This window comes from Carnobacterium mobile DSM 4848, from assembly GCF_000744825.1.
GTDB classification, from domain to species: Bacteria; Bacillota; Bacilli; order Lactobacillales; family Carnobacteriaceae; genus Carnobacterium_A; species Carnobacterium_A mobile.
On record NZ_JQMR01000001.1, the window covers coordinates 1,617,503 to 1,636,607 of the forward strand.

The following is a 19,105-nucleotide window of genomic DNA, read 5'->3' on the forward strand; positions in this document are numbered from 1 at the left end:
TATTATTTTTGATATCGAAAAGTGAAATACCTTTATTTCCCTCTCTAGAGATACCAACACGATAAAGAGCCTTTGAAAAATGCTCTTTTGGGTTTAATCGAAAATTTAGTAATGTTTAAAAAGCGCCGTTTGTTTTGGTTTCTTCTTTAATGATGCTGTACATTTCTTTGGTTTCTTCTTTTTTCGTTGATTCAACAATTTTTTCAATTTTTACGATTAAAGTTTTATTGCCAAAATTGATGGTCAATTCATCGCCGACTTTTACATCGGAAGAAGATTTAGCCGTGATGCCGTTGATTTGGATCCGGCCTTTATCTGCTACTTCTTTAGCGATCGTTCTCCGTTTGATAATTCTGGATATCTTCAAAAATTTATCTAATCTCATTCCAATTCCCTCTTTTCTTCTAATTTGATTTTTTGCCATAAAGCATCGACTTCTTCAGCTGTTGTGGCTTCAATACCGTCAAATACATGCGGGTGACGTCTCCGTAATTTTTTGTTGAGCGTTTCGACGACTTCTTCTAAAGAAAAATAACCGGAACGTTCTCCCAGATTCGTATGGTAAAGGACTTGCATCAAAATATCGCCTAACTCCTCTACCATATTTTCGCTATCTTCTTTTTCTACCGCTTCGATAAATTCATCCGTTTCTTCTTTTAGATACGGCAGCAAACTTTCATGTGTTTGTGCTTTGATCCAAACATCACCATCTTCGCCCGTAATCGTATCGATATAGTATTGAAGCGTTTGGAATGATTTTGTCCGGTCATCCTGTGCTAAAGGCGGTACATATAAAGAAGTCAAATTGTGAACGCCTTGCATCCGATCTATTTCGAACAGTGGTAGCCATTCGACTTTTTCGGCTTGGCTTCCGGCTGCATGAACGAGTGCAACCAAGTGTTCATCAGGGTACTTTTCCATTAATGTCAATTTCACTTCGCTGGCAATGTATTCATTAAAGACTTGCATGATAATCACGTGCTGACCTAATTCTATTTCATCTTGTTTCAAGTCTAGGGCATCTAATAATTGAAACCCTTCTACCGGATCGATTCGGACAGCTTGGAACAAATCATCTAAAAAGCTTTTTCCGCCTTTGATCTCCACTTCGATTCCCTGCTTGTCTTCCAACAATAGCTGAACCGTTTTTTCAGCTACCATGGGATGCCCAGGAACGGCATAAATGATGTCTTGCTTTTCAGCAGCAGCGATTAGTTGTGCTACAATTTTATCATAAACTCCTTCAAACTGCTCATTTGCTTCATACACCGCATCAAAAGAATCGAATTCAAGACCTTCTTTTTCTAAAGTTTCCACTACTGGATGCAATTTGGTTCGCAAGAAAATGGGCTGCCCATCTTTTAATAAATGATAGACTCCCATCGGCAGCTGTGCCATATCTCCAGGTCCTAATCCAACTACACTAATTTTTCCCATTTTATTTCACCTACTTTCGTAAAATTCTTTTGCCAAATGGAAGTGTTAACCATTCACGCACCGTTAATACTTTCCATTTTAATAAGCTATACACAAAAACAATCACGCCGATCAGTATTCCGATCAAGGCTATTCCAAATGAAGCTAATCGATTTCCACTATTCAAGACCAGCATTTCTGCCAACCAAGTCACGACCCAGACACTGATTGCCATAAGACCGCTGCTGAAAATCAGTTTTAATCCAAAGCTCTTTTTTCTAACACTTTGTTGAAGCTCAGCAGGCAACCCTAACCAGATAATGAATAAAATAACCATTAAAGCAAGGACTGTTGCGATACTGGCTCCCATTGTTCCCATTCGTTCGACCAGCAAATGATTGGCCAGCCACTTAGTCAGCATCCCGCTAAGCAATGCACCTAGGGTCAGGTAGTGCTGATTGCGACTTTGCAAAATAGCGTTATAGGCTCCAATTAAAGAAGCTAAGAGAACGGCTGCGGTATAAACATTTAAGACACCTGTTCCAGAGCGATCTCCAAATAATACCTGATTAAGGTACGGCATTAAAACAATCAATCCCGCTGTAGCAGCTAATGCAAAAGTCAATGTAATGCGGATCAATGAATCCGCAGCCCGCAGAAATTCTATTTCTTTTTTTCGAGAAAACGAGCGACTCAATACGGGCACTAAAGAAGTTGAAAAAGCTGTTGCCACTACCATCCCCAATTGAACTAACGGCTGCCCGCGGTCATAAATCCCTTTAACATTTTTGGCCATTTCTGGTAAAAATCCAGCTTGAATCAACCCTTTATATAAAGTGAAAGAATCCATTAATTGCAATAAAATCAGCATCGCACTCAATACACAAATCGCGAGCCCTTCTGTCATCAACCGTTTCGTTAATGTGCTGAACTGAATAGGAACTTGTTGAACATCATTCGTATTTAACGGCAGATCTGATTGGGATGTCTTTTTGAAAAAAGCGATTCCTAAGACCAGTGTAGCTGCTAAACCAGCGATCCAGGAACTGCTCATCGCTGCTGCTCCCATTTGGTAATCTGTCCATTGCGAAGTAGTGTAGATATAAGCAGCTGTTAAAATAATCGCTACGCGGACGACTTGCTCAACGACTTGTGAAACAGCAGTAGGCAGCATTCGAAATGTTCCTTGAAAATAACCGCGTCCTGTTGCTAATATAGGGACCAACAAAAACAACCAAGAAACGGACTGAATAATGGGGACCAACTGCTTATCGCCCATTCTGTCAGCCAGGAATGGTGCCCCGAAATAACACAATGAGAACAACCCAATCGAAAAAAGACTGAGCAGGAAAAAAGTTTTTTTGACCAAGTCTCTTTGCTGTTTTTTATTTTTTGTTTCTGCCACTAATTTAGATAAAAAGACTGGAAAACCACTTAACGCAATGGTCATGCCGATTCCATAAATCGGATAAACTTGTTGATAAACGTAAAAGCCGGTATTGCCTACCATATTTTGAAAAGGTACCCGGTAAACAGCGCTCAAAATCTTCGCAATCAACGCTGCTAGAGAAAGAAGCACGGCTCCATTCATCGTTTTTTTCATTTGTTGATTGCTCACATAACAGTCCTCGCCTTCCAAAGAATAAAGTGTCTGATCCCTCTATTCATTAAACTTAGTTGGTTGCTTTCTCTTTACGATAAGTTGCAATCACTTTAGCAAACTTCTGCAAATAGTCCAGCCACTGGTAAGTAGGTGCTGTACCGATTTGTATTGTCACAACAAATCGCTCCTTTTTAACCGTCATATTTGCTTTCAACGGCACTTCACTGAGCGCTCTAAAAATCTCTTCTGCTGGCAGTGAACGAGAACCTGATTCAGAAAAAGTCAACTCTACTTCTTGATCTGTACGCTTGATGGTTTCGATCAACGCTTGTTCACTATATAATTTAATCAAGCCAATCAATAATAAATCAGCTACTTCATCATCGTATTCGCCAAACCGGTCGATCATTTCATCTTGAAGCTGAACATACGCTTCTTCATCTCGTAATTCACGAATGCGTTTATAGATTTCGATTTTTTGCCGTTCATCTTCGATATAGGTGCCGGGCAAATAAGCATTGATAGCTAAATCGATTTCGACTTGTGTTTTTTCTTCTTTTGTTTCCAGTCCGCGTTTACGTGCGACGGCTTCACTCAGCATTTCCGAATACAAGTCGAATCCGACTGAATCAATAAACCCATGTTGTTGTGCGCCCAATAAATTACCTGCTCCGCGGATCGATAAATCGCGCATGGCAATTTTAAAGCCCGAACCTAATTCGGTAAAGTCTTTGATGGCTTGAAGCCGTTTTTCACTGACTTCATTCAGCACTTTATCGGCTTGGTACAAGAAATAAGCATAAGCTACACGGTTGCTCCGTCCCACACGTCCTCGTAATTGATACAATTGAGATAATCCCATATGGTCAGCATTTTCAACAAATAAGGTATTTACATTTGGGATGTCCACTCCTGTTTCAATAATCGTAGTGGTCACTAAAAGATCGAATTCGCCTTCGACAAATTGAAAAAGTACGTTCTCTAATTGGCTTTCAGACATTTGTCCATGAGCATAACCGATCCGGGCTTCTGGTATCAACTGCTGTAGTTCATCTACTTTTTTCTCAATCGTCGCTACACGGTTATATAAATAAAAAGCTTGTCCGCCGCGAGCGATTTCTCTTTCGACAGCTTCTCGGATTGCTCCCGGATTTTGTTCCATGACATAGGTTTGCACTGGGTAACGGTTAGCCGGTGGAGTTTCAATCACTGATAAATCGCGTACTCCTAGCATAGACATATGCAGTGTTCTCGGAATAGGCGTGGCTGTTAAGGTCAATACATCTACTTGAGCTTTTAATTGTTTTAATTTTTCTTTGTGTTTCACTCCAAAACGTTGTTCTTCATCTACGATCAGCAGCCCCAAGTCTTGGAATTCAATATCTTTGGATAAAATCCGGTGCGTGCCGATCACAATATCAACTTGTCCTTTTTTGATGCCGTCAATCGTTTCAGTTTGTTGTTTTTTTGTTCTAAAGCGACTCAATAACCCGATTTCCACTGGAAAATCAGCAAACCGCTGTTTGAGTGTTTCATAGTGCTGTTGTGCCAAAATCGTAGTCGGCACTAAAAAGGCTGCTTGTTTTCCTTCTTGAACCGCTTTGAATATAGCTCGCATGGCTACCTCTGTTTTCCCGTAACCGACGTCTCCAACTAATAGACGGTCCATCGGCTTTTTGCCTTCCATATCGTGTTTGATTTCTGCTGCACTTCTTAGCTGATCATCAGTTTCCGTATAAGGAAAGGCGTTTTCAAATTCTTCTTGGTATTCATTATCCGGTGAATAAGAATAGCCTACTTCTTGTTCACGTGCTGCATACAATTCAATTAAGTCATCCGCAATGTCTTCAATTTTGCTGGCTACTTTTTTCTTGGTTTTAGCCCACTCTGTACCGCCTAATTTATTTATTTTAGGGGTTTTGGCTTCTGAGGAAACATATTTTTGCAGCAAGTTTAATTGTGTCACCGGGATAAACAGCTTGGCATCGTCTTTGTAGATGATCGACATGTAATCTTGGTGAATGCCATTGATCGTCAGGGTTTCCATCCCCGTGTATTTCCCAATTCCGTGATTCACATGAACAACAAAGTCTCCTGGATTCAACTCACTGTAACTTTTCAGCCGCTCTGCGTTGGTAAGTGTTTGACGTCTAGCCGTTTTTTTAGTGACCTTATTGAATAGTTCATGTTCCGTCAATAAAACCAGTTTATCGGTAGGCAGTTCAAACCCATTTTGAATAGATCCTTTCAAAATTTGCACTTTTTCTAATTCAATGCGATCCGGCTTAACGACTTTGCTGGAAATCTCAAAATCTTTAAATATTTGGTGAACTTTATCGGCCCGTTCTTCATTCGGCACCATCACAATTACCGTATTTTGACGTTTGACCCAACGATCCATTTCTGTTTTCAATAATGGCATTTGGCCAAAGAACTGCTGCATATTGCGGTACTGGAAGGGATGAATGTGTGAGAAACGCAAATTCCCCATCCCTTTTTGAAATAAAGAAAAGTATAAAATATCTTGACTTACGCTTTTCATTTTACTGCGGAAATCATTTGAAAAAGCTTGTTTTTGTAAAATACGCCGTTCTGCTAACTTTTCAGTTACCCATTCAGCTTCTTCTTCCGATAAGCGTCGTTCCGTTTCCATGATTCGAGGATATTCATCTAAGATAACCACACTTTTTTTGCTGATGTAGTCTAGTAAACTTGTTTTTTCGGGATAAATAAAATCCGTAAACATTGCTAGTTCATCTATCGGCTCGCCTTTATCAAAAGCATCCATGATAGGTGTTATATAACGTGTAAAGGTTTGTCTTTCGCCAGCGTCCAACAGCAAATCGGCATTGCGTTCTACTGCTTTTGTAAATTGAGGAGCAGCCTTCTGCAACAAATCATGCGGATACAGTGTATCGATCGCCGGCAAAATAGTTACGGATGTTATATTTTCAATCGAACGCTGATTATCTGCATCAAAATAACGCAAAGAATCTATTTCTGTATCGAATAAGTCAATACGGATAGGGTGTTCTTCCGTTAACGGATAAATATCAATAATCCCGCCACGAATACTAAATTCTCCCGGGCTGCCTACCAATTGTTGTCGAATATAACCCATATCTACTAATTTATGTGCAACATGAGTCGGATCCAACTCTCCGCCTTGCTTCATTTCAAACCGGGCATCTTCCCAAATGGCTTTTGGCGGCAATAATTTTCGGACACCAGCTAAGGGAACGATCACTACTCCTGGTTCTCCAGAAAGCAGGAAATCCAAAGCGGCTACCCGATCTGTCCGTGCTTCAGGCGAAGCGATCGCCATTTCTGCATACAGCATTTCTTCGACCGGAAATAAATGCAGCTTTTCTTCAGCAATAAAATCAGAAAAATCTTCCATCAGTTGTTGAGCATGGAATAAATTATGCGTCACCAAAAGAATTGGCCGCTTTTTCTTTTCTAAAATCGTACTGATGATCAATGTTCTAGCTGAACCCGCAAGGCCTGTTATCAATTGTGTCCGCTGTTCACCAATCGTATCTAATAATGCTTTCACATCAGGTGAATTAGCTAATATTTTTTTAATATCTGCCACTTTCTGGTCTCCTTTATCCTTTTTAGGTTATTCTTTTTTAAAACGGTAAAGAAGCTCAGTGATTCTTACTGGGCTTCCTTTTCAATTATTTTATTTTTTATTGTATTGGTTCATCGTATCTAAAAATGTATGTCCAGCGATCCAATAATCCAACGCAGCTGCACTATCTTTGACCGCAAACAACATATCTTCATGCTGTTCTTTTGGGAAACTGCTTAACACATGGTTAACCACTGTCTGGTTAGGATACGGCCGATCGATGCCAATCCGAATCCGGTTGAAATTCGATGTGCCGATATGCTGGATCAAACTTTTGATTCCATTATGTCCGCCGGCACTTCCTTTTTGTCGCAGCCTGATTTTTCCAGTCGGTAAATCTAAATCATCGTAAACAACGACCAGATCTTCTATCGCCACATTAAAGTAATCCATTAACGGCCTGACTGCACGACCAGAATCATTCATAAATGTTTGCGGTTTAACCAGTAACACTTTTTCAGTTCCAATAAAAGCTTCTGTGTACACAGCTTCAAACTTTGTTTTATTAAACGCTAGGTTTTTTTGAACGGCATATTCATCTAAGACAATAAAGCCGATATTGTGTTTTGTATTTGCATATTTTGCTCCGGGATTACCCAAGCCTACTATCATTTTCATTTTTTTATTCTCCATTTATCAATCATCTTTTATTATTTTTTGAATTTCTTTTTAATTCGCGTCGCTATTTTTTTGAATTTTCACGCAAAAAAGCGCTGCACGAAGTTTTTCGTCCAGTAACATTTTTTTATAGTATACCATATTTCCACTAGAAATAGGAAGAAACTCTCTCAAGCAAAACTTTGAATATCAGGAAAGGATGCAACGAAAGCCTTTTATGTACCACAAAGAGCTTAACTTTTTATCCTTAACGTACCCATGCCTATTTATGAACGCTAAAAGCTAGTTTCTTTCAGAAAATCAGATAAATCGATACGTTCTACTATGCCATTGAGCACCTTTTTTATTTCCTCTTTCATTTTTTAAATGGTATACTTTAATTGTATGATAACGTTTATTAAGGGGGACAATCGATTATGGTCAACAATGAAATAAAAGATCATCAAAAAGTCATTGTAGTTGGAGATGGAGCAGTTGGTTCCAGTTATGCTTTTGCTTTAGTGACACAAAATATTGCTCAAGAACTTGGTATTATCGACATCGATACAGCAAAAACAGAAGGCGATGCTATGGATCTGTCACATGCACTAGCTTTTACTTCTCCTAAGAAGATTTATGCTGCTACCTATAGTGACTGTCACGACGCTGATATTGTCGTCATTACGGCTGGAGCTGCCCAAAAACCCGGAGAAACACGTTTAGATTTAGTACAAAAAAACTTAAAAATATTCAAAAGCATTATAGAACAAATTATGGCCAGCGGATTTGACGGAATTTTTCTAGTAGCAACAAATCCAGTAGATATCTTAACATATGCTACTTGGAAGTTCTCAGGATTGCCGCAACACCGTATTATTGGTTCAGGTACTTCATTAGACAGTGCACGTTTTCGTCAAGCCATCGCTAAATTATTAGAAGTAGATGCTCGAAATGTCCATGGCTACATCTTAGGCGAACACGGCGATACAGAATTTCCTGTCTGGTCTCATGCTAATGTAGCTGGTCTGCAAATTTACGAATGGATCAAAGATAACCCTGGTGTAGATGAAGAAGCTTTGGTACAAATGTTCTTCAAAGTACGGGATGCGGCTTATGATATTATCGAACGTAAAGGTGCTACTTTTTATGGTATTGCCGTTTCATTAACCCGGATCACAAAAGCGATTTTAAATGATGAAAATTCAATTCTGCCGCTTTCTGTTTATTTAGACGGTGAATACGGACAATCTGATATCTTTATTGGAGCACCTGCAGTCATCAATCGTCAAGGAATCAGCAGCGTTATTGAAATCCCATTAAATGATTCAGAAAAAGAAAAAATGAATTTTTCTGCCGATACGCTTCGAAAAGTTACACAAGAGGCAATGGATGCGCTAGATAAAGAAGAATAAGAAGAACACTAAACTAAAAACTTCGGTTCAGTAAGGATGGTACTTATCCTTTACTGAACCGAAGTTTTTTAATTTCTTAATTGCAACACAATTGGAAAATAGCTTCTGCATAAATATCCATTGCTTGAACCATTTCTGTTATACTGATCCCTTCATTCGCCTGATGAGCCAAACTTTTTGTATCAGGGAAATGAGCTCCAAAAGCGACCATATTTTTCATCGTTCGCGCGTAAGTAGCTCCGCCTGAAGTAATCGGTTGGGTCTGATCTCCAGTTTTATTTTGATAAATTGTTGTCAGCGTTTGGACTAAGTCGCTTTCTTTAGGGACATATAAAGCCGGCACATGATCAAACTCTTCATATGTTAATCCATAAGCTGCTGCGGCTTTTTCAAGAAGCGGCACCAAATCTGCTGCTGGATAACTAACCGGAATCCGCAAATCCAATTCTATTTCTGACTTCGTTTCAGTTACGTTGATTGTCGCCACATTAAAAGTCAGCTCGCCCGTCATTTCATCTTTCACTTCTCCGAAAATACTGAATCCATTCGTTTCTGTTCCAACTTTTTCAGCTAAAAATTGCAGCATTGGATGCGAGTGAACTTGGACCAATCCCGTTGCCAATTGATTGACCGCATTCACTCCTTGTCCAGCAGCACTCGAGTGAACGGCTTTGCCATTTACTGTAACCGTTTGGTCCGTAAGTGTCTGGCTGATTCCCAGTTCAGCTAATTTTTGGCTCACAAGTTGAGCATCTTGCCCTTGGTACTGAGCATTGCCCGGCACGACGTTAAAAGCATCGCCGCAAGCGAGTGCAAAAGCAGTACTTCCAGGACCGATTAATTTGGCCTGCAGCAGTCCTTTTTCAGCATATGTTACCGGGAAAGCACTATCCGGCACAAATCCTTTTGTCGGCTGTTCTTCTTTTAAATTGTAGTGAGCCATGCACCGCCATAACGTTTCTTCATCTGTTCCAAAAACAAATCGAATGCGTTTATTAAAAGCAACTCCGCTATCAACGACTGCTTTAAAAGCATACAAAGCTGCAATCGTCGGGCCTTTATCATCTTGGCTGCCGCGACCATACATAACGCCCTCTTTCACAACTGCTTGAAAAGGATCCGTTTCCCACAAAGCTAAATCACCTGCCGGAACAACGTCCAAATGGCACAAAACAGCGATCAGCTCTTCTCCTTGTCCATAGTCAGCATAGCCATAAAATCCCGCTGGATCATGATAAGTGGTCATTCCCAATTCTTCGCAAATCGTTAAGGCTTCTGTCAAACACTCTTCAATTGCTTTTCCAAATGGAGGAAAGCTGGTCCCATCTGCTGTATTAACAGATGGAATATCGATCAACCGTTTTAATGCAGCTAAACTTTCTTTTTGATGTTTTTCTGTTATCCAATTTTTCATATACTTACGCAGCCGCCTTTTTATTTTATTTTCTATTCTTCAATGGATACATACTTTAGATTTACGCTGTTGATTTGACTCATGTGGTAATTTTTAACCGAACTTCTTAACAACATCGCTTGTGCCTGCTGGTAAAGCGGAATAATTCCTGCATCTTCCAGCAAAATATTTTCAGCAGCTAAATCATTGGTCCATTTTTTCTCAGCATTGCCGCTGTCTTCTCCCATAGAAGCATCAACTAAAGCATCGTATTTTTCATTAGTATATTTCCCGCCATTAAAAACAGAATCCGACAGAAATAAACTCAAAAAATTATTGGTATCGTTTGTGTCTGCGCCCCAACCAGACAACAACAAATCAAAATCGCCATTATCGCCCAATTCAATTCGGTTCTTGAAAGGCACACTTTTGATCGTAATCTTTACACCTGGCAAATTTTTCTCAATTGTATTTTGTAAATATTGGCTAACTTTTTTTGTCACTTCATCATCATCCGCTACCAACTGTAAATCAACTGTTGAAATTCCCAACTCTTTTTGCGCTGTTTTCCATAATTGAGTAGCTTTTTCAGGCTGGTAATCTAAATAAGAACCTGAAGCTGTTCTAAAGTCTTCTCCAGTTGTCGGATCTTCGACTAACCCACTGGTAACCAGACCTCCAATTGGCTTAGACCCATTGGCAATGATACTTTCAGTTAACTCTTCACGTGATACAGCTACGGCCAATGCAGTTCTTAAATTTTTATTTTTTAAGGCTGGATTATTGACATGGTCCAATTCCAAATAAATTGATTTTGCCGTTAACGGTGCCATAAATTCAGGATCTTGATTGTATTGTTGAGCAAATTCGCCTGTTAAAGTAATCGAATCAATTTCTCCATTGTTATATAAATTTAAGCCTGTCGATGTTTCTTTGATCACTTGATTGGTAACCGTTGTCAAAGCAACATTTTCCTGATCCCAGTAGTCATCATTTTTTTCATAAGTCCAGGATAAACCTGTTCCATCCCAATCTTTCAAGATAAAAGGCCCATTGTAAAGAGCCGCATCGCTATTAGTCCCAAATTCAGAACCCTCAGCAGTAACAAACGATTCTTTTTGAGGAGAGAAAGTCGGTTTTGTAATGAGTTTCAAAAAGTTTTCTACTGGTTTTTCTAACGTAATTTCTAGTTCTAAATCATTGAGCGCTTCAATTCCTAGCTCATCAACTTCTGCTTCCCCCGCTAAAATAGCGTCAGCATTTTTAATATCCGTCATGACAAACGAATAATTAGCAGCTGTTTTGGGATCTACAATCCGTTTCCAGCCATATTCAAAATCAGCAGCTGTTAAGGCTTCTCCATTTGACCATTTTAAATCTGGCTTTAAGGTGAAATGATACGTCAAACGGTCTTCACTGATTTCCGGCTCACCCTCAGCCAAAGCTGGTATTGGATTTTCTTCTGTATCCAAACGGTACAAGCCTTCCATCACTTGGTTCAAAGCTGTAAAACTAATGGTATCTTGTGATAAAGCCGGATCGATCGTCGGCAATTCTGAAGCTACACTTAAATGTAAGGTCTGTTCTGCTCCCTCTTGAGCATTAGATATCGAACTTTCATTTGTTGCTTGTCCACTTGACTGTGCACAGCCACTCAAAAAGGCCATGCTGACGGCTAAATAAGCTAATTTTTTCATCTGCTTTCTCTCCCTTTTTTCAATTCATTTCTCAGTCGTATCCCCATACTCCTTAAGATAGATAAATCTTTCTACCATCATACAAGAATCGACATAAATATACAATATAAAACCTTATTTTTAATAAATTAAAGGATTTTATGCAACTATACTGTATATATTCGTTTTGAACCTCTATTTTATTCATAGACGTTCTCTTTTCAAAAACTCATTACTGATTTATCGGGAAAGCAAGAAAAAAACAACGATTCTTTATCGTGTTGGTAATGCTTAATAATGAAATTTCCTCCGGAATTTACACGTCTGCTTGCAAAAGCCATGGGAACGACTGGAGCCTTTCATGTCTCCAGCCTTTCAAGCCTCAAACGAAGCCTGACCGCTTCGTAATTCGCATTGAATCCTTTACATGGCTGCAAGCAGCCGCTATTCCTCCGAAAATTTCAAGTTGTTGAATAGATCCATTCTTCTTGCCAACACTAAAAATAATAAAACCAAAACAACCTTATAGCAAAAATGCCATAAGGTTGCTTATACTATCCAAATAACTAAACTAATTTTAAATATAAAAAAGCTAAATGAACACATCCAGCTTTTTAGAGAGGAATAATCACATCGTTTTCAGAATCTTTTGTAGGGGAAACAGCTTTTATTTCAATAATCAATTTATGGGGCAGGCAAATACTGGTTTCTCCCGGTTTACTGATCCAGCCGGTTTTCACGGCGATTTGATCAGGGCTGTTATCTTCTTTATTGCGAATTTTTTTTCCTTTCACTTCGATGATATTGTATTGCTTACCTGCAGGGTGGAGAGTAAATTCTTCATGCGGGGTATCTTCAGATAACGTTACGCGTTTAACTTCACTTCCATTAATTGAAATAACTGCAACTACTTCGCTTGTTTCATCCATGGCTATTTGTTGCTTGCTAAAAATATAATAAGGAACAAATGAACCGATTAACAGGAACACAACAATAACGATATCTAAGGGGCGAACTAACTTTGTATATTCTTTCAATTTATTCATTGAGACTAGCTCCATTCATCCTTCATACTCTTTTTTTGCACTGTATATCAATTGCTCCTATTGTAACAACCTTTTTACCGCTCAACAAGATTATTCTCTTTGGGGGTTTATCAAATCACGCGAAAAAAAGCGATAAGAAGGAACTACCTTCTTATCACTTTTTAAGTTGGCTATGTTTTTAGTGATTCTCTTTAAATTTTCTTTCAAAAAGTGGACTGACAGATTTATTTTCATGAATCCGTTTAATGGCATCTGCCATTAAAGCACTAACACTAATTTCAACGATTTTATCGATTTTTTTCTCTTCAGGAAGGAAGATAGAATCCGTTACTATCAATTGTTTGATGGCTGAATTTTGAATACGATCAATAGCTGGACCAGATAAAACAGGATGCGTGCAGCAAGCATAGACTTCCGTAGCTCCCGCTTCTTCCAATGCTTTAGCAGCTAACGTAATGGTTCCGGCAGTATCGATCATGTCATCAATTAAAATGCATTTTTTGCCTTCAACTGAACCAATGATATTCATCACTTCTGCAACATTTGCTTTTGGCCGGCGTTTATCAATAATAGCAATCGGTGCTTTTAAGAATTCAGCTAGCTTACGGGCACGTGTTACTCCGCCATGATCTGGTGAAACAACGACAACATCTTCTTTTTCAAGGCCGCAATTTAAGAAATAATTTGCTAAAAGAGATGCTCCCAACAAATGATCTACTGGCATATCAAAGAATCCTTGTATTTGTGAAGCATGTAAATCTAATGTCAGAATGCGGTCTGCACCTGCAGCTGTTATCATATTCGCTACTAACTTAGCAGTAATCGGTTCTCTTGAACGGGCTTTTCGGTCTTGTCTAGCGTAGCCATAATAAGGAATGACTAAGTTCACTGTTTTAGCACTTGCTCGTTTTAAAGCATCGATCATAATCAACATTTCCATCAAATTGTCATTTACTGGACTAGAAGTTGACTGAATAATATAAACATGGTCCCCCCGAATACTTTCTTCAATATTAATCCGAATTTCTCCATCGCTGAACTGATCCACTGAGAGTTTTCCTAATTCTACTCCTACTTCTTTAGCAATTTTTTCTGCTAAGGGTCTGTTTGAGTTTAACGCAAAAATCTTTAACTTTGGATCAAAATAATGTTCTGACATAGTGACCTCCACTTTCTTTATTTTCAAAAAAATACCTTTATTCCTCACTTTAATACTATGCATTTTTCACAAAGAAATCAAGTAAATTCTCATTTTGTTTCAAGTTTTTACTTGTTTTAATGCGGTAATTTATTGAAGTAATCCAATTTATTTTCTTGACGTACTCTGCCAATCGCCATAGACTCGGTAGGCACGTCTTTAGTAATGGTTGATCCAGCAGCGATGTAAGCATTCTTTTCAACCATAAGCGGAGCAATTAAATTGGCATTGCACCCAATAAATACGTTATCGCCAACCGTTGTGCGGTGTTTATTTTTACCGTCGTAATTTACAAAAATTGTGCCGCAGCCAATATTGATGTTTTTGCCTAAATCTGCATCTCCGACATAAGTTAAATGGCCTACTTTAGTTGTTGCTCCAATAGTGGCATTTTTGATTTCAACAAAATTACCGATATGAACAGCTTCACCGACACGGCTATTTGGACGCAGATGACTGTAGGGTCCTATATTGCTCGCTTTTTCCATGATAGAATCTTTGATAGTTGAACTGGTCACGCGGACACCATCGCCAAGAGTACTATTTAAGACTTCTGAATTTGCTCCGATAAAACAATCTTCTCCAATAACGGTTTGTCCTTTTAAAGAAACATTTGGTTCAATAACAGTATCTGCACCGACCGTTACTTCGCTATCGATATAAGTTGTCGTTGGGTCAATCAAGGTTACCCCGTTTTGCATATGCATTCTGTTGATGCGCTGACGCATAAGCAAAGTCGCTTCAGCTAAAGCTACCCGATCATTAACCCCCATGCCTTCTGCTTCATTCGGCATTTTATAAGCATCGACGGTTTCATTTTGGTTCTTTAAGATTTCAATAACATCTGGCAAATAATATTCTCCTTGAGCATTGTCATTGCCGACTTGCGAAAGTGCCTCAAACAATAAACGATTATCAAAACAATACGTTCCCGTATTGATTTCTTGAACTAATCTTTCTGATGGATTTGCGTCTTTTTGTTCTACGATTTTTTCTACTGATCCATTTTCATTTCGTATCACACGGCCATAACCTGTTGGGTCATCTGCATGTGCTGTTAAAATCGTAGCTTTTGCGTTTTGTGCTTGATGATAAGTAAATAAGTTATTTAATGTTTCTGCTGTCAATAAAGGTGTATCTCCACAGATAACTAATGTGATTCCCTCTTTATCTTTTAAATGCATTTCAGCTTGCACAACAGCATGCCCTGTTCCTAATTGTTCTTCTTGTAAAGCATATTCTGTCCGTTCTCCTAAATAATCTTTTACTTTTTCAGCGCCATACCCAACGATCGTAACGATTTTTTCTGTACCGGCAGCTTCGACTTGATCAATTACATGCCCTACCATCGGTTTACCTGCAACTGGATGCAATACTTTATATAGTTTTGATTTCATACGTGAACCTTGTCCTGCTGCTAATACGATTGCATATCTCTGTGTCATTTTAGCGACTCCCATCCTTTGTTTCTTCATTTGATGACTTAATGGCTTCATTTATTCTCTTACTTTTGATTTCTTTACAAATGACTTTAGTTTTAGCTCTTCAATAATAGCTTAAAAGGGCCTTATTTTCAAGGTCTACTCCCTTGTGCCTCACGCAACTCAGCGTTTCTAAAAAGCAAGAAAAGCAATTTTTTTGCTTTTGGTTTAAGCAACTTTATATTTGTTTAAGCTGTTGTCTTCCTTCCGCATCTTGTATACTGAGTTTAGGATAAAAGCTCAAAAGGAGGAAAAAAGCATGCAAAAATCTAAAAACTACTGGATTGAACAATTAAACTTGCTTCCGCACCCTGAAGGCGGTTATTATAAAACCGTTCCTCAGCCTGCTGAACAGATAACTACTGAAGATCAACGGGAGCGGCCATTGTATACCAGTATTTATTTTTTATTGAGTCAAGAAAGTCCTTCCCATTTCCATCGTTTAAAGTCTGATGAAATCTGGTACTTTCACGCCGGCGATCCCTTAACGATTCACTTGTTGTATCCAGACGGCCATTATGAGCAAGTTAAACTAGGGTCTTCCATTGAAAACAAGGAAGTTTTGCAGTACACCGTTCCAAAAGGGGTGATTTTCGGCTCCAGTATTGAAGAAAACGGCGACTATGCGTTGGTCAGTTGTATGGTTGCTCCTGGTTTCGATTACCAAGATTTCGAATTGTTTACCCAAGCTCAATTGCTTGAAGTCTATCCACACCAAAGGGAAGTGATTCGAAAACTGGCTTTTGAATCCTTACCTGACTAAAAAAATTAAAGGTATAGTTATTTGCTTACCAACACCAAAAAAGTTTGAAACAATTCTGATAAAAGGAATTATTTCAAACTTTTTTAATTAGTTTCGTTTGGCTTTAAAATAATTTCCTGGTGCAACATGAATGGTTTTATCTCGAATATCTACCTCATCAACACATAAAAGAGAAGTATAATCATCGATCATCCGACTGCCGCTAAAAGTAGATTCGGCAAAAACAGTAACTCCTACTAATTCTGCTTCAAATTCTTCAATCAGGCTCTTCATTCCATTAACAGTTCCGCCGCCTTTCATGAAGTCGTCCACGATCAGTACTCGCGAACCGCGTTTTAAACTGCGCTTCGATAATTCCATCTTTTCTACTCTTTCAGATGAACCTGAAACGTAATTGATGCTAACAGTCGAACCTTCTGTGATTTTTGAATCACGTCGAACCATAACAAACGGTACATTTAAATAACTAGAGACAGCTTGAGCTATCGGCACACCCTTTGTTGCTACCGTCATCACTGCATCGATTGAATCATGCAAATATTGCGAAGCAATGATTTTTCCAATTTGACGTAAGGTCTGCGGTTCTCCCAATAGATCGGATAAATACACATACCCTCCTGGTAACAAACGGTTCGCTTCTGATAAACGTTCGCACATTTCTTCAATGAATTCTTTTGCTTCATCTTCCATAATTTCAGGAATGTATCGTACTCCGCCGGCTGCTCCCGGGACAGTTTCCAAAGTGCCTGTACCGCGTTCTTTGAATGTCTTTTTAATGATTGTCAAATCTTCACTAATAGAAGACTTAGCTGAATCGTAACGGTTCGCAAAATATGTTAAAGATACTAGTGTGTGGGGTTTCTCTAATAAGTAACGAGTCATATCGATTAATCGTTCGCTTCTTTTTACTTTCAAATCTTTCACCTCTTTATAATTAGCTGTTATAGCTTCGTTCTTTTAAAACGGTTGTACTTATTATAATCGTATTTAGCTAAAAAAGGTAGCTATTTTTGCTTTTAAAAAAATAATTGTTCGTTTTTATTATTAATTTCTCATAAAAAAAAAAGCGAACTTTCGGATTCGCTTTTTTTACTCAGCCAGCATTTTAAGAATGCCGGCTTTTTTTATATTTTATTTGATTGGCTATTTTTTTTATAACAGTTGTTAAAATAAAAATAAATATAAATATTAAAGTGATCGTAGCTCCTGGTGGTGTACCGTATTGATAGGAAGTAGTCAATCCTGTGACCATTCCAATAATGCCGATCACAATGCCTACAACGATCACTAAGTTAAAACTTTTGCTTAGTCTCATCGCAATCGCTGCAGGTAAAATGATAATAGCTGAAACCAATAAAGCTCCAACAATCGGCATAATTACAGCGATGGTCACTCCTGTAATGACATTAAAAATAATCGACATCCATTTCACCGGTAATCCGGCTGTAAAGGCGGTGTCTTCATCAAAGGTCAATACGTACATCGGTTTGCGAAAAACCAAATACAAGCCGACTACCATCACAAATAGGGCCATCAACAAGTGAACTTGTTCCTGGCTGATTGTTACAATTGAACCAAATAAGTATTGTTGGACACTTGTACTTGAGCCGCCGTCATTTAAACTCATTAAAACTAAGGCTACCGCCATACCTGCTGACATCATAATCGCGATGGAAATCTCAGAATAAGACTTGTATAGCATGCGCAAGTAGTCGATAGCTACTGCAGCTATCACGACGATCAGCAATGTCATAATCGTTGGATTGATATTCAATAACAAGCCTAGTGCAATTCCAGCTAAGGAAATATGGGACAACGTATCAGCCATTAAAGACTGTCTTCTGAGAATCAAGAACAGGCCTAGAATTGGAGCAATGATGGCAATCAAGAATGAAGCTTGGAAGGCTCGCTGCATGAATCCATAGAAAAACATCTCCACGGGGAATCCTCCTTTCGAATCAATTGAATGTGACGATCAGCATACTGTTTAATATCTTCATGGTCATGTGTAACCATCAAAATCCCTTTCCCATGTACTTTGCTATTGTGTTTGAGCAACTCATAAAATTCACGACGAGAATCAACGTCCATTCCTGTTGTTGGTTCATCCAGCACAAACAAATCAGGATCGGTAGCAAAAATACGTGCTAATGATATGCGTTGTTTTTGTCCACCTGACAATTCTCCAATTTTTTTATGGCGCATTTTCCACATTCCAACTGATTTTAATGAGCGTTCAACGTGTTCTTCGTCTTCAGCATCTAATCGCTTAAACCATTTGCCGCGTTGGTAACGCCCTGAACGAACCAATTCCAAGACTGTGCTAGGAAAACCGACATTAAAAGAAGCGACTTGTTGAGGGATATACCCAATTGCTAATTTTTCATTTCTCGTATTAACGGGAGAAATAACCGCAGTACCTTTATTGGGTGTTAATAAGCCCAATACGTTTCGCAGCAAAGTCGATTTAGCTGCTCCATTTTCGCCCGTCAGCATGACAAATTCTCCTGCATCCACAGTAAAAGAGATATTTTCCAATACAGGCTCTTCATCATAGTAAAAAGATAAATCTTTCACTTCAATATAATGCATCTTGATTCCTTCTTTCTCAACTAACTTTTACATAAGAAAAGCCGAGCAAGCCTGCTCTTGCTTGATTTGCTAAACATCACGCGTATAAAACACAAAGTGATAGCATAAAAAGCGCATGAGACCCTTCTTCAGTCTTCATGCTTTTCTTATTTATCCATTATTTCATTTTGTTGTCTGTTCCACTCAAGACAAATCGTAATGATTACTTTTTGCGGATTTCTTTAGTAGCTTATCACTCTTGTTATTATTCGTCAAGAAAAAAGTGAAACAAGACTGAGCCTCATTTCACTTTCT

Annotated in this window: 15 protein-coding genes; 2 read left to right on the forward strand and 13 right to left on the reverse strand. The window is 38.7% G+C overall.

Annotated features, from left to right (window positions below; all coding sequences use genetic code 11):
* Positions 1-115: 115 nt before the first annotated feature.
* The 5 genes from BR87_RS07715 to pth all read right to left on the reverse strand — a co-directional run bounded on the left by BR87_RS07715 (position 116) and on the right by pth (position 7,271).
* Positions 116-385 carry an RNA-binding S4 domain-containing protein gene (locus BR87_RS07715; protein WP_035030621.1) on the reverse strand — a complete coding sequence of 90 codons (270 nt, stop codon included), beginning with the start codon at positions 383-385 and terminating at the stop codon, positions 116-118.
* Positions 382-1,437, reverse strand: coding sequence for a MazG nucleotide pyrophosphohydrolase domain-containing protein (locus BR87_RS07720; protein ID WP_035030624.1), 1,056 nt, complete (start codon positions 1,435-1,437; stop codon positions 382-384). Before BR87_RS07720 ends, BR87_RS07715 begins: the two co-directional genes overlap by 4 nt.
* Positions 1,438-1,447: 10 nt before the next feature.
* Positions 1,448-3,034: a putative polysaccharide biosynthesis protein gene (locus BR87_RS07725; RefSeq protein WP_035030627.1), complete on the reverse strand. Its 1,587-nt coding sequence runs from the start codon at positions 3,032-3,034 to the stop codon at positions 1,448-1,450.
* Positions 3,035-3,089: 55 nt separating this feature from the next.
* Positions 3,090-6,614 carry a transcription-repair coupling factor gene (mfd, locus tag BR87_RS07730; protein WP_035030629.1) on the reverse strand — a complete coding sequence of 1,175 codons (3,525 nt, stop codon included), beginning with the start codon at positions 6,612-6,614 and terminating at the stop codon, positions 3,090-3,092.
* Positions 6,615-6,704: 90 nt separating this feature from the next.
* Positions 6,705-7,271, reverse strand: a complete 567-nt coding sequence (pth, locus tag BR87_RS07735) for an aminoacyl-tRNA hydrolase (protein WP_035030631.1) — start codon at positions 7,269-7,271, stop codon at positions 6,705-6,707.
* Positions 7,272-7,687: 416 nt separating this feature from the next.
* On the opposite strand from pth, the gene BR87_RS07740 reads away from it, so the two are divergent.
* Positions 7,688-8,662 (forward strand): L-lactate dehydrogenase, encoded by a 975-nt coding sequence (locus BR87_RS07740; protein WP_035030633.1) that lies wholly within the window; start codon positions 7,688-7,690, stop codon positions 8,660-8,662.
* Between the two features lie 76 nt (positions 8,663-8,738).
* Here the strand turns inward: BR87_RS07740 and BR87_RS07745 are convergent, their stop codons facing one another.
* The 5 genes from BR87_RS07745 to glmU all read right to left on the reverse strand — a co-directional run bounded on the left by BR87_RS07745 (position 8,739) and on the right by glmU (position 15,420).
* Positions 8,739-10,076 carry a M20 family metallopeptidase gene (locus BR87_RS07745; protein ID WP_035030635.1) on the reverse strand — a complete coding sequence of 446 codons (1,338 nt, stop codon included), beginning with the start codon at positions 10,074-10,076 and terminating at the stop codon, positions 8,739-8,741.
* 32 nt (positions 10,077-10,108) lie between these two features.
* Entirely contained in the window at positions 10,109-11,752 is a 1,644-nt protein-coding gene (locus BR87_RS07750; RefSeq protein WP_035030637.1) for a peptide ABC transporter substrate-binding protein, read from the reverse strand.
* Between the two features lie 593 nt (positions 11,753-12,345).
* Positions 12,346-12,777 carry a NusG domain II-containing protein gene (locus BR87_RS07755; RefSeq protein ID WP_035030640.1) on the reverse strand — a complete coding sequence of 144 codons (432 nt, stop codon included), beginning with the start codon at positions 12,775-12,777 and terminating at the stop codon, positions 12,346-12,348.
* 178 nt (positions 12,778-12,955) lie between these two features.
* Complete coding sequence (locus BR87_RS07760; RefSeq protein ID WP_035030643.1) at positions 12,956-13,936, reverse strand: ribose-phosphate diphosphokinase; 981 nt, start codon at positions 13,934-13,936, stop codon at positions 12,956-12,958.
* Between the two features lie 116 nt (positions 13,937-14,052).
* On the reverse strand, positions 14,053-15,420 hold the full coding sequence (gene glmU / locus BR87_RS07765) for a bifunctional UDP-N-acetylglucosamine diphosphorylase/glucosamine-1-phosphate N-acetyltransferase GlmU (protein WP_035030646.1): 1,368 nt from the start codon (positions 15,418-15,420) through the stop codon (positions 14,053-14,055).
* Between the two features lie 295 nt (positions 15,421-15,715).
* On the opposite strand from glmU, the gene BR87_RS07770 reads away from it, so the two are divergent.
* A complete protein-coding gene (locus BR87_RS07770; protein ID WP_035030649.1) occupies positions 15,716-16,219 on the forward strand; it encodes a cupin domain-containing protein in 504 nt (167 codons plus the stop codon).
* An 87-nt stretch (positions 16,220-16,306) separates the two neighbouring features.
* Here the strand turns inward: BR87_RS07770 and purR are convergent, their stop codons facing one another.
* From purR to BR87_RS07785, 3 genes are all read right to left on the reverse strand, one after another.
* A complete protein-coding gene (purR, locus tag BR87_RS07775) occupies positions 16,307-17,134 on the reverse strand; it encodes a pur operon repressor (protein ID WP_035030652.1) in 828 nt (275 codons plus the stop codon).
* 190 nt (positions 17,135-17,324) lie between these two features.
* Positions 17,325-18,158 carry a metal ABC transporter permease gene (locus tag BR87_RS07780; RefSeq protein ID WP_035030655.1) on the reverse strand — a complete coding sequence of 278 codons (834 nt, stop codon included), beginning with the start codon at positions 18,156-18,158 and terminating at the stop codon, positions 17,325-17,327.
* Complete coding sequence (locus tag BR87_RS07785) at positions 18,104-18,811, reverse strand: metal ABC transporter ATP-binding protein (protein WP_035030658.1); 708 nt, start codon at positions 18,809-18,811, stop codon at positions 18,104-18,106. The genes BR87_RS07780 and BR87_RS07785 overlap by 55 nt, the downstream gene beginning before the upstream one ends.
* Between the last annotated feature and the right edge of the window lie 294 nt (positions 18,812-19,105).

Bases quoted from the DNA above. Each gene is read 5' to 3' on its own strand.
- BR87_RS07715 (WP_035030621.1), bottom strand. From the start codon at position 385: ATGAGATTAGATAAATTTTTGAAGATATCCAGAATTATCAAACGGAGA.
- BR87_RS07720 (WP_035030624.1), bottom strand. From the start codon at position 1,437: ATGGGAAAAATTAGTGTAGTTGGATTAGGACCTGGAGATATGGCACAG.
- pth (WP_035030631.1), bottom strand. From the start codon at position 7,271: ATGAAAATGATAGTAGGCTTGGGTAATCCCGGAGCAAAATATGCAAAT.
- BR87_RS07740 (WP_035030633.1), top strand. From the start codon at position 7,688: ATGGTCAACAATGAAATAAAAGATCATCAAAAAGTCATTGTAGTTGGA.
- BR87_RS07745 (WP_035030635.1), bottom strand. From the start codon at position 10,076: ATGAAAAATTGGATAACAGAAAAACATCAAAAAGAAAGTTTAGCTGCA.
- BR87_RS07750 (WP_035030637.1), bottom strand. From the start codon at position 11,752: ATGAAAAAATTAGCTTATTTAGCCGTCAGCATGGCCTTTTTGAGTGGC.
- BR87_RS07755 (WP_035030640.1), bottom strand. From the start codon at position 12,777: ATGAATAAATTGAAAGAATATACAAAGTTAGTTCGCCCCTTAGATATC.
- BR87_RS07760 (WP_035030643.1), bottom strand. From the start codon at position 13,936: ATGTCAGAACATTATTTTGATCCAAAGTTAAAGATTTTTGCGTTAAAC.
- glmU (WP_035030646.1), bottom strand. From the start codon at position 15,420: ATGACACAGAGATATGCAATCGTATTAGCAGCAGGACAAGGTTCACGT.
- BR87_RS07770 (WP_035030649.1), top strand. From the start codon at position 15,716: ATGCAAAAATCTAAAAACTACTGGATTGAACAATTAAACTTGCTTCCG.
- BR87_RS07785 (WP_035030658.1), bottom strand. From the start codon at position 18,811: ATGCATTATATTGAAGTGAAAGATTTATCTTTTTACTATGATGAAGAG.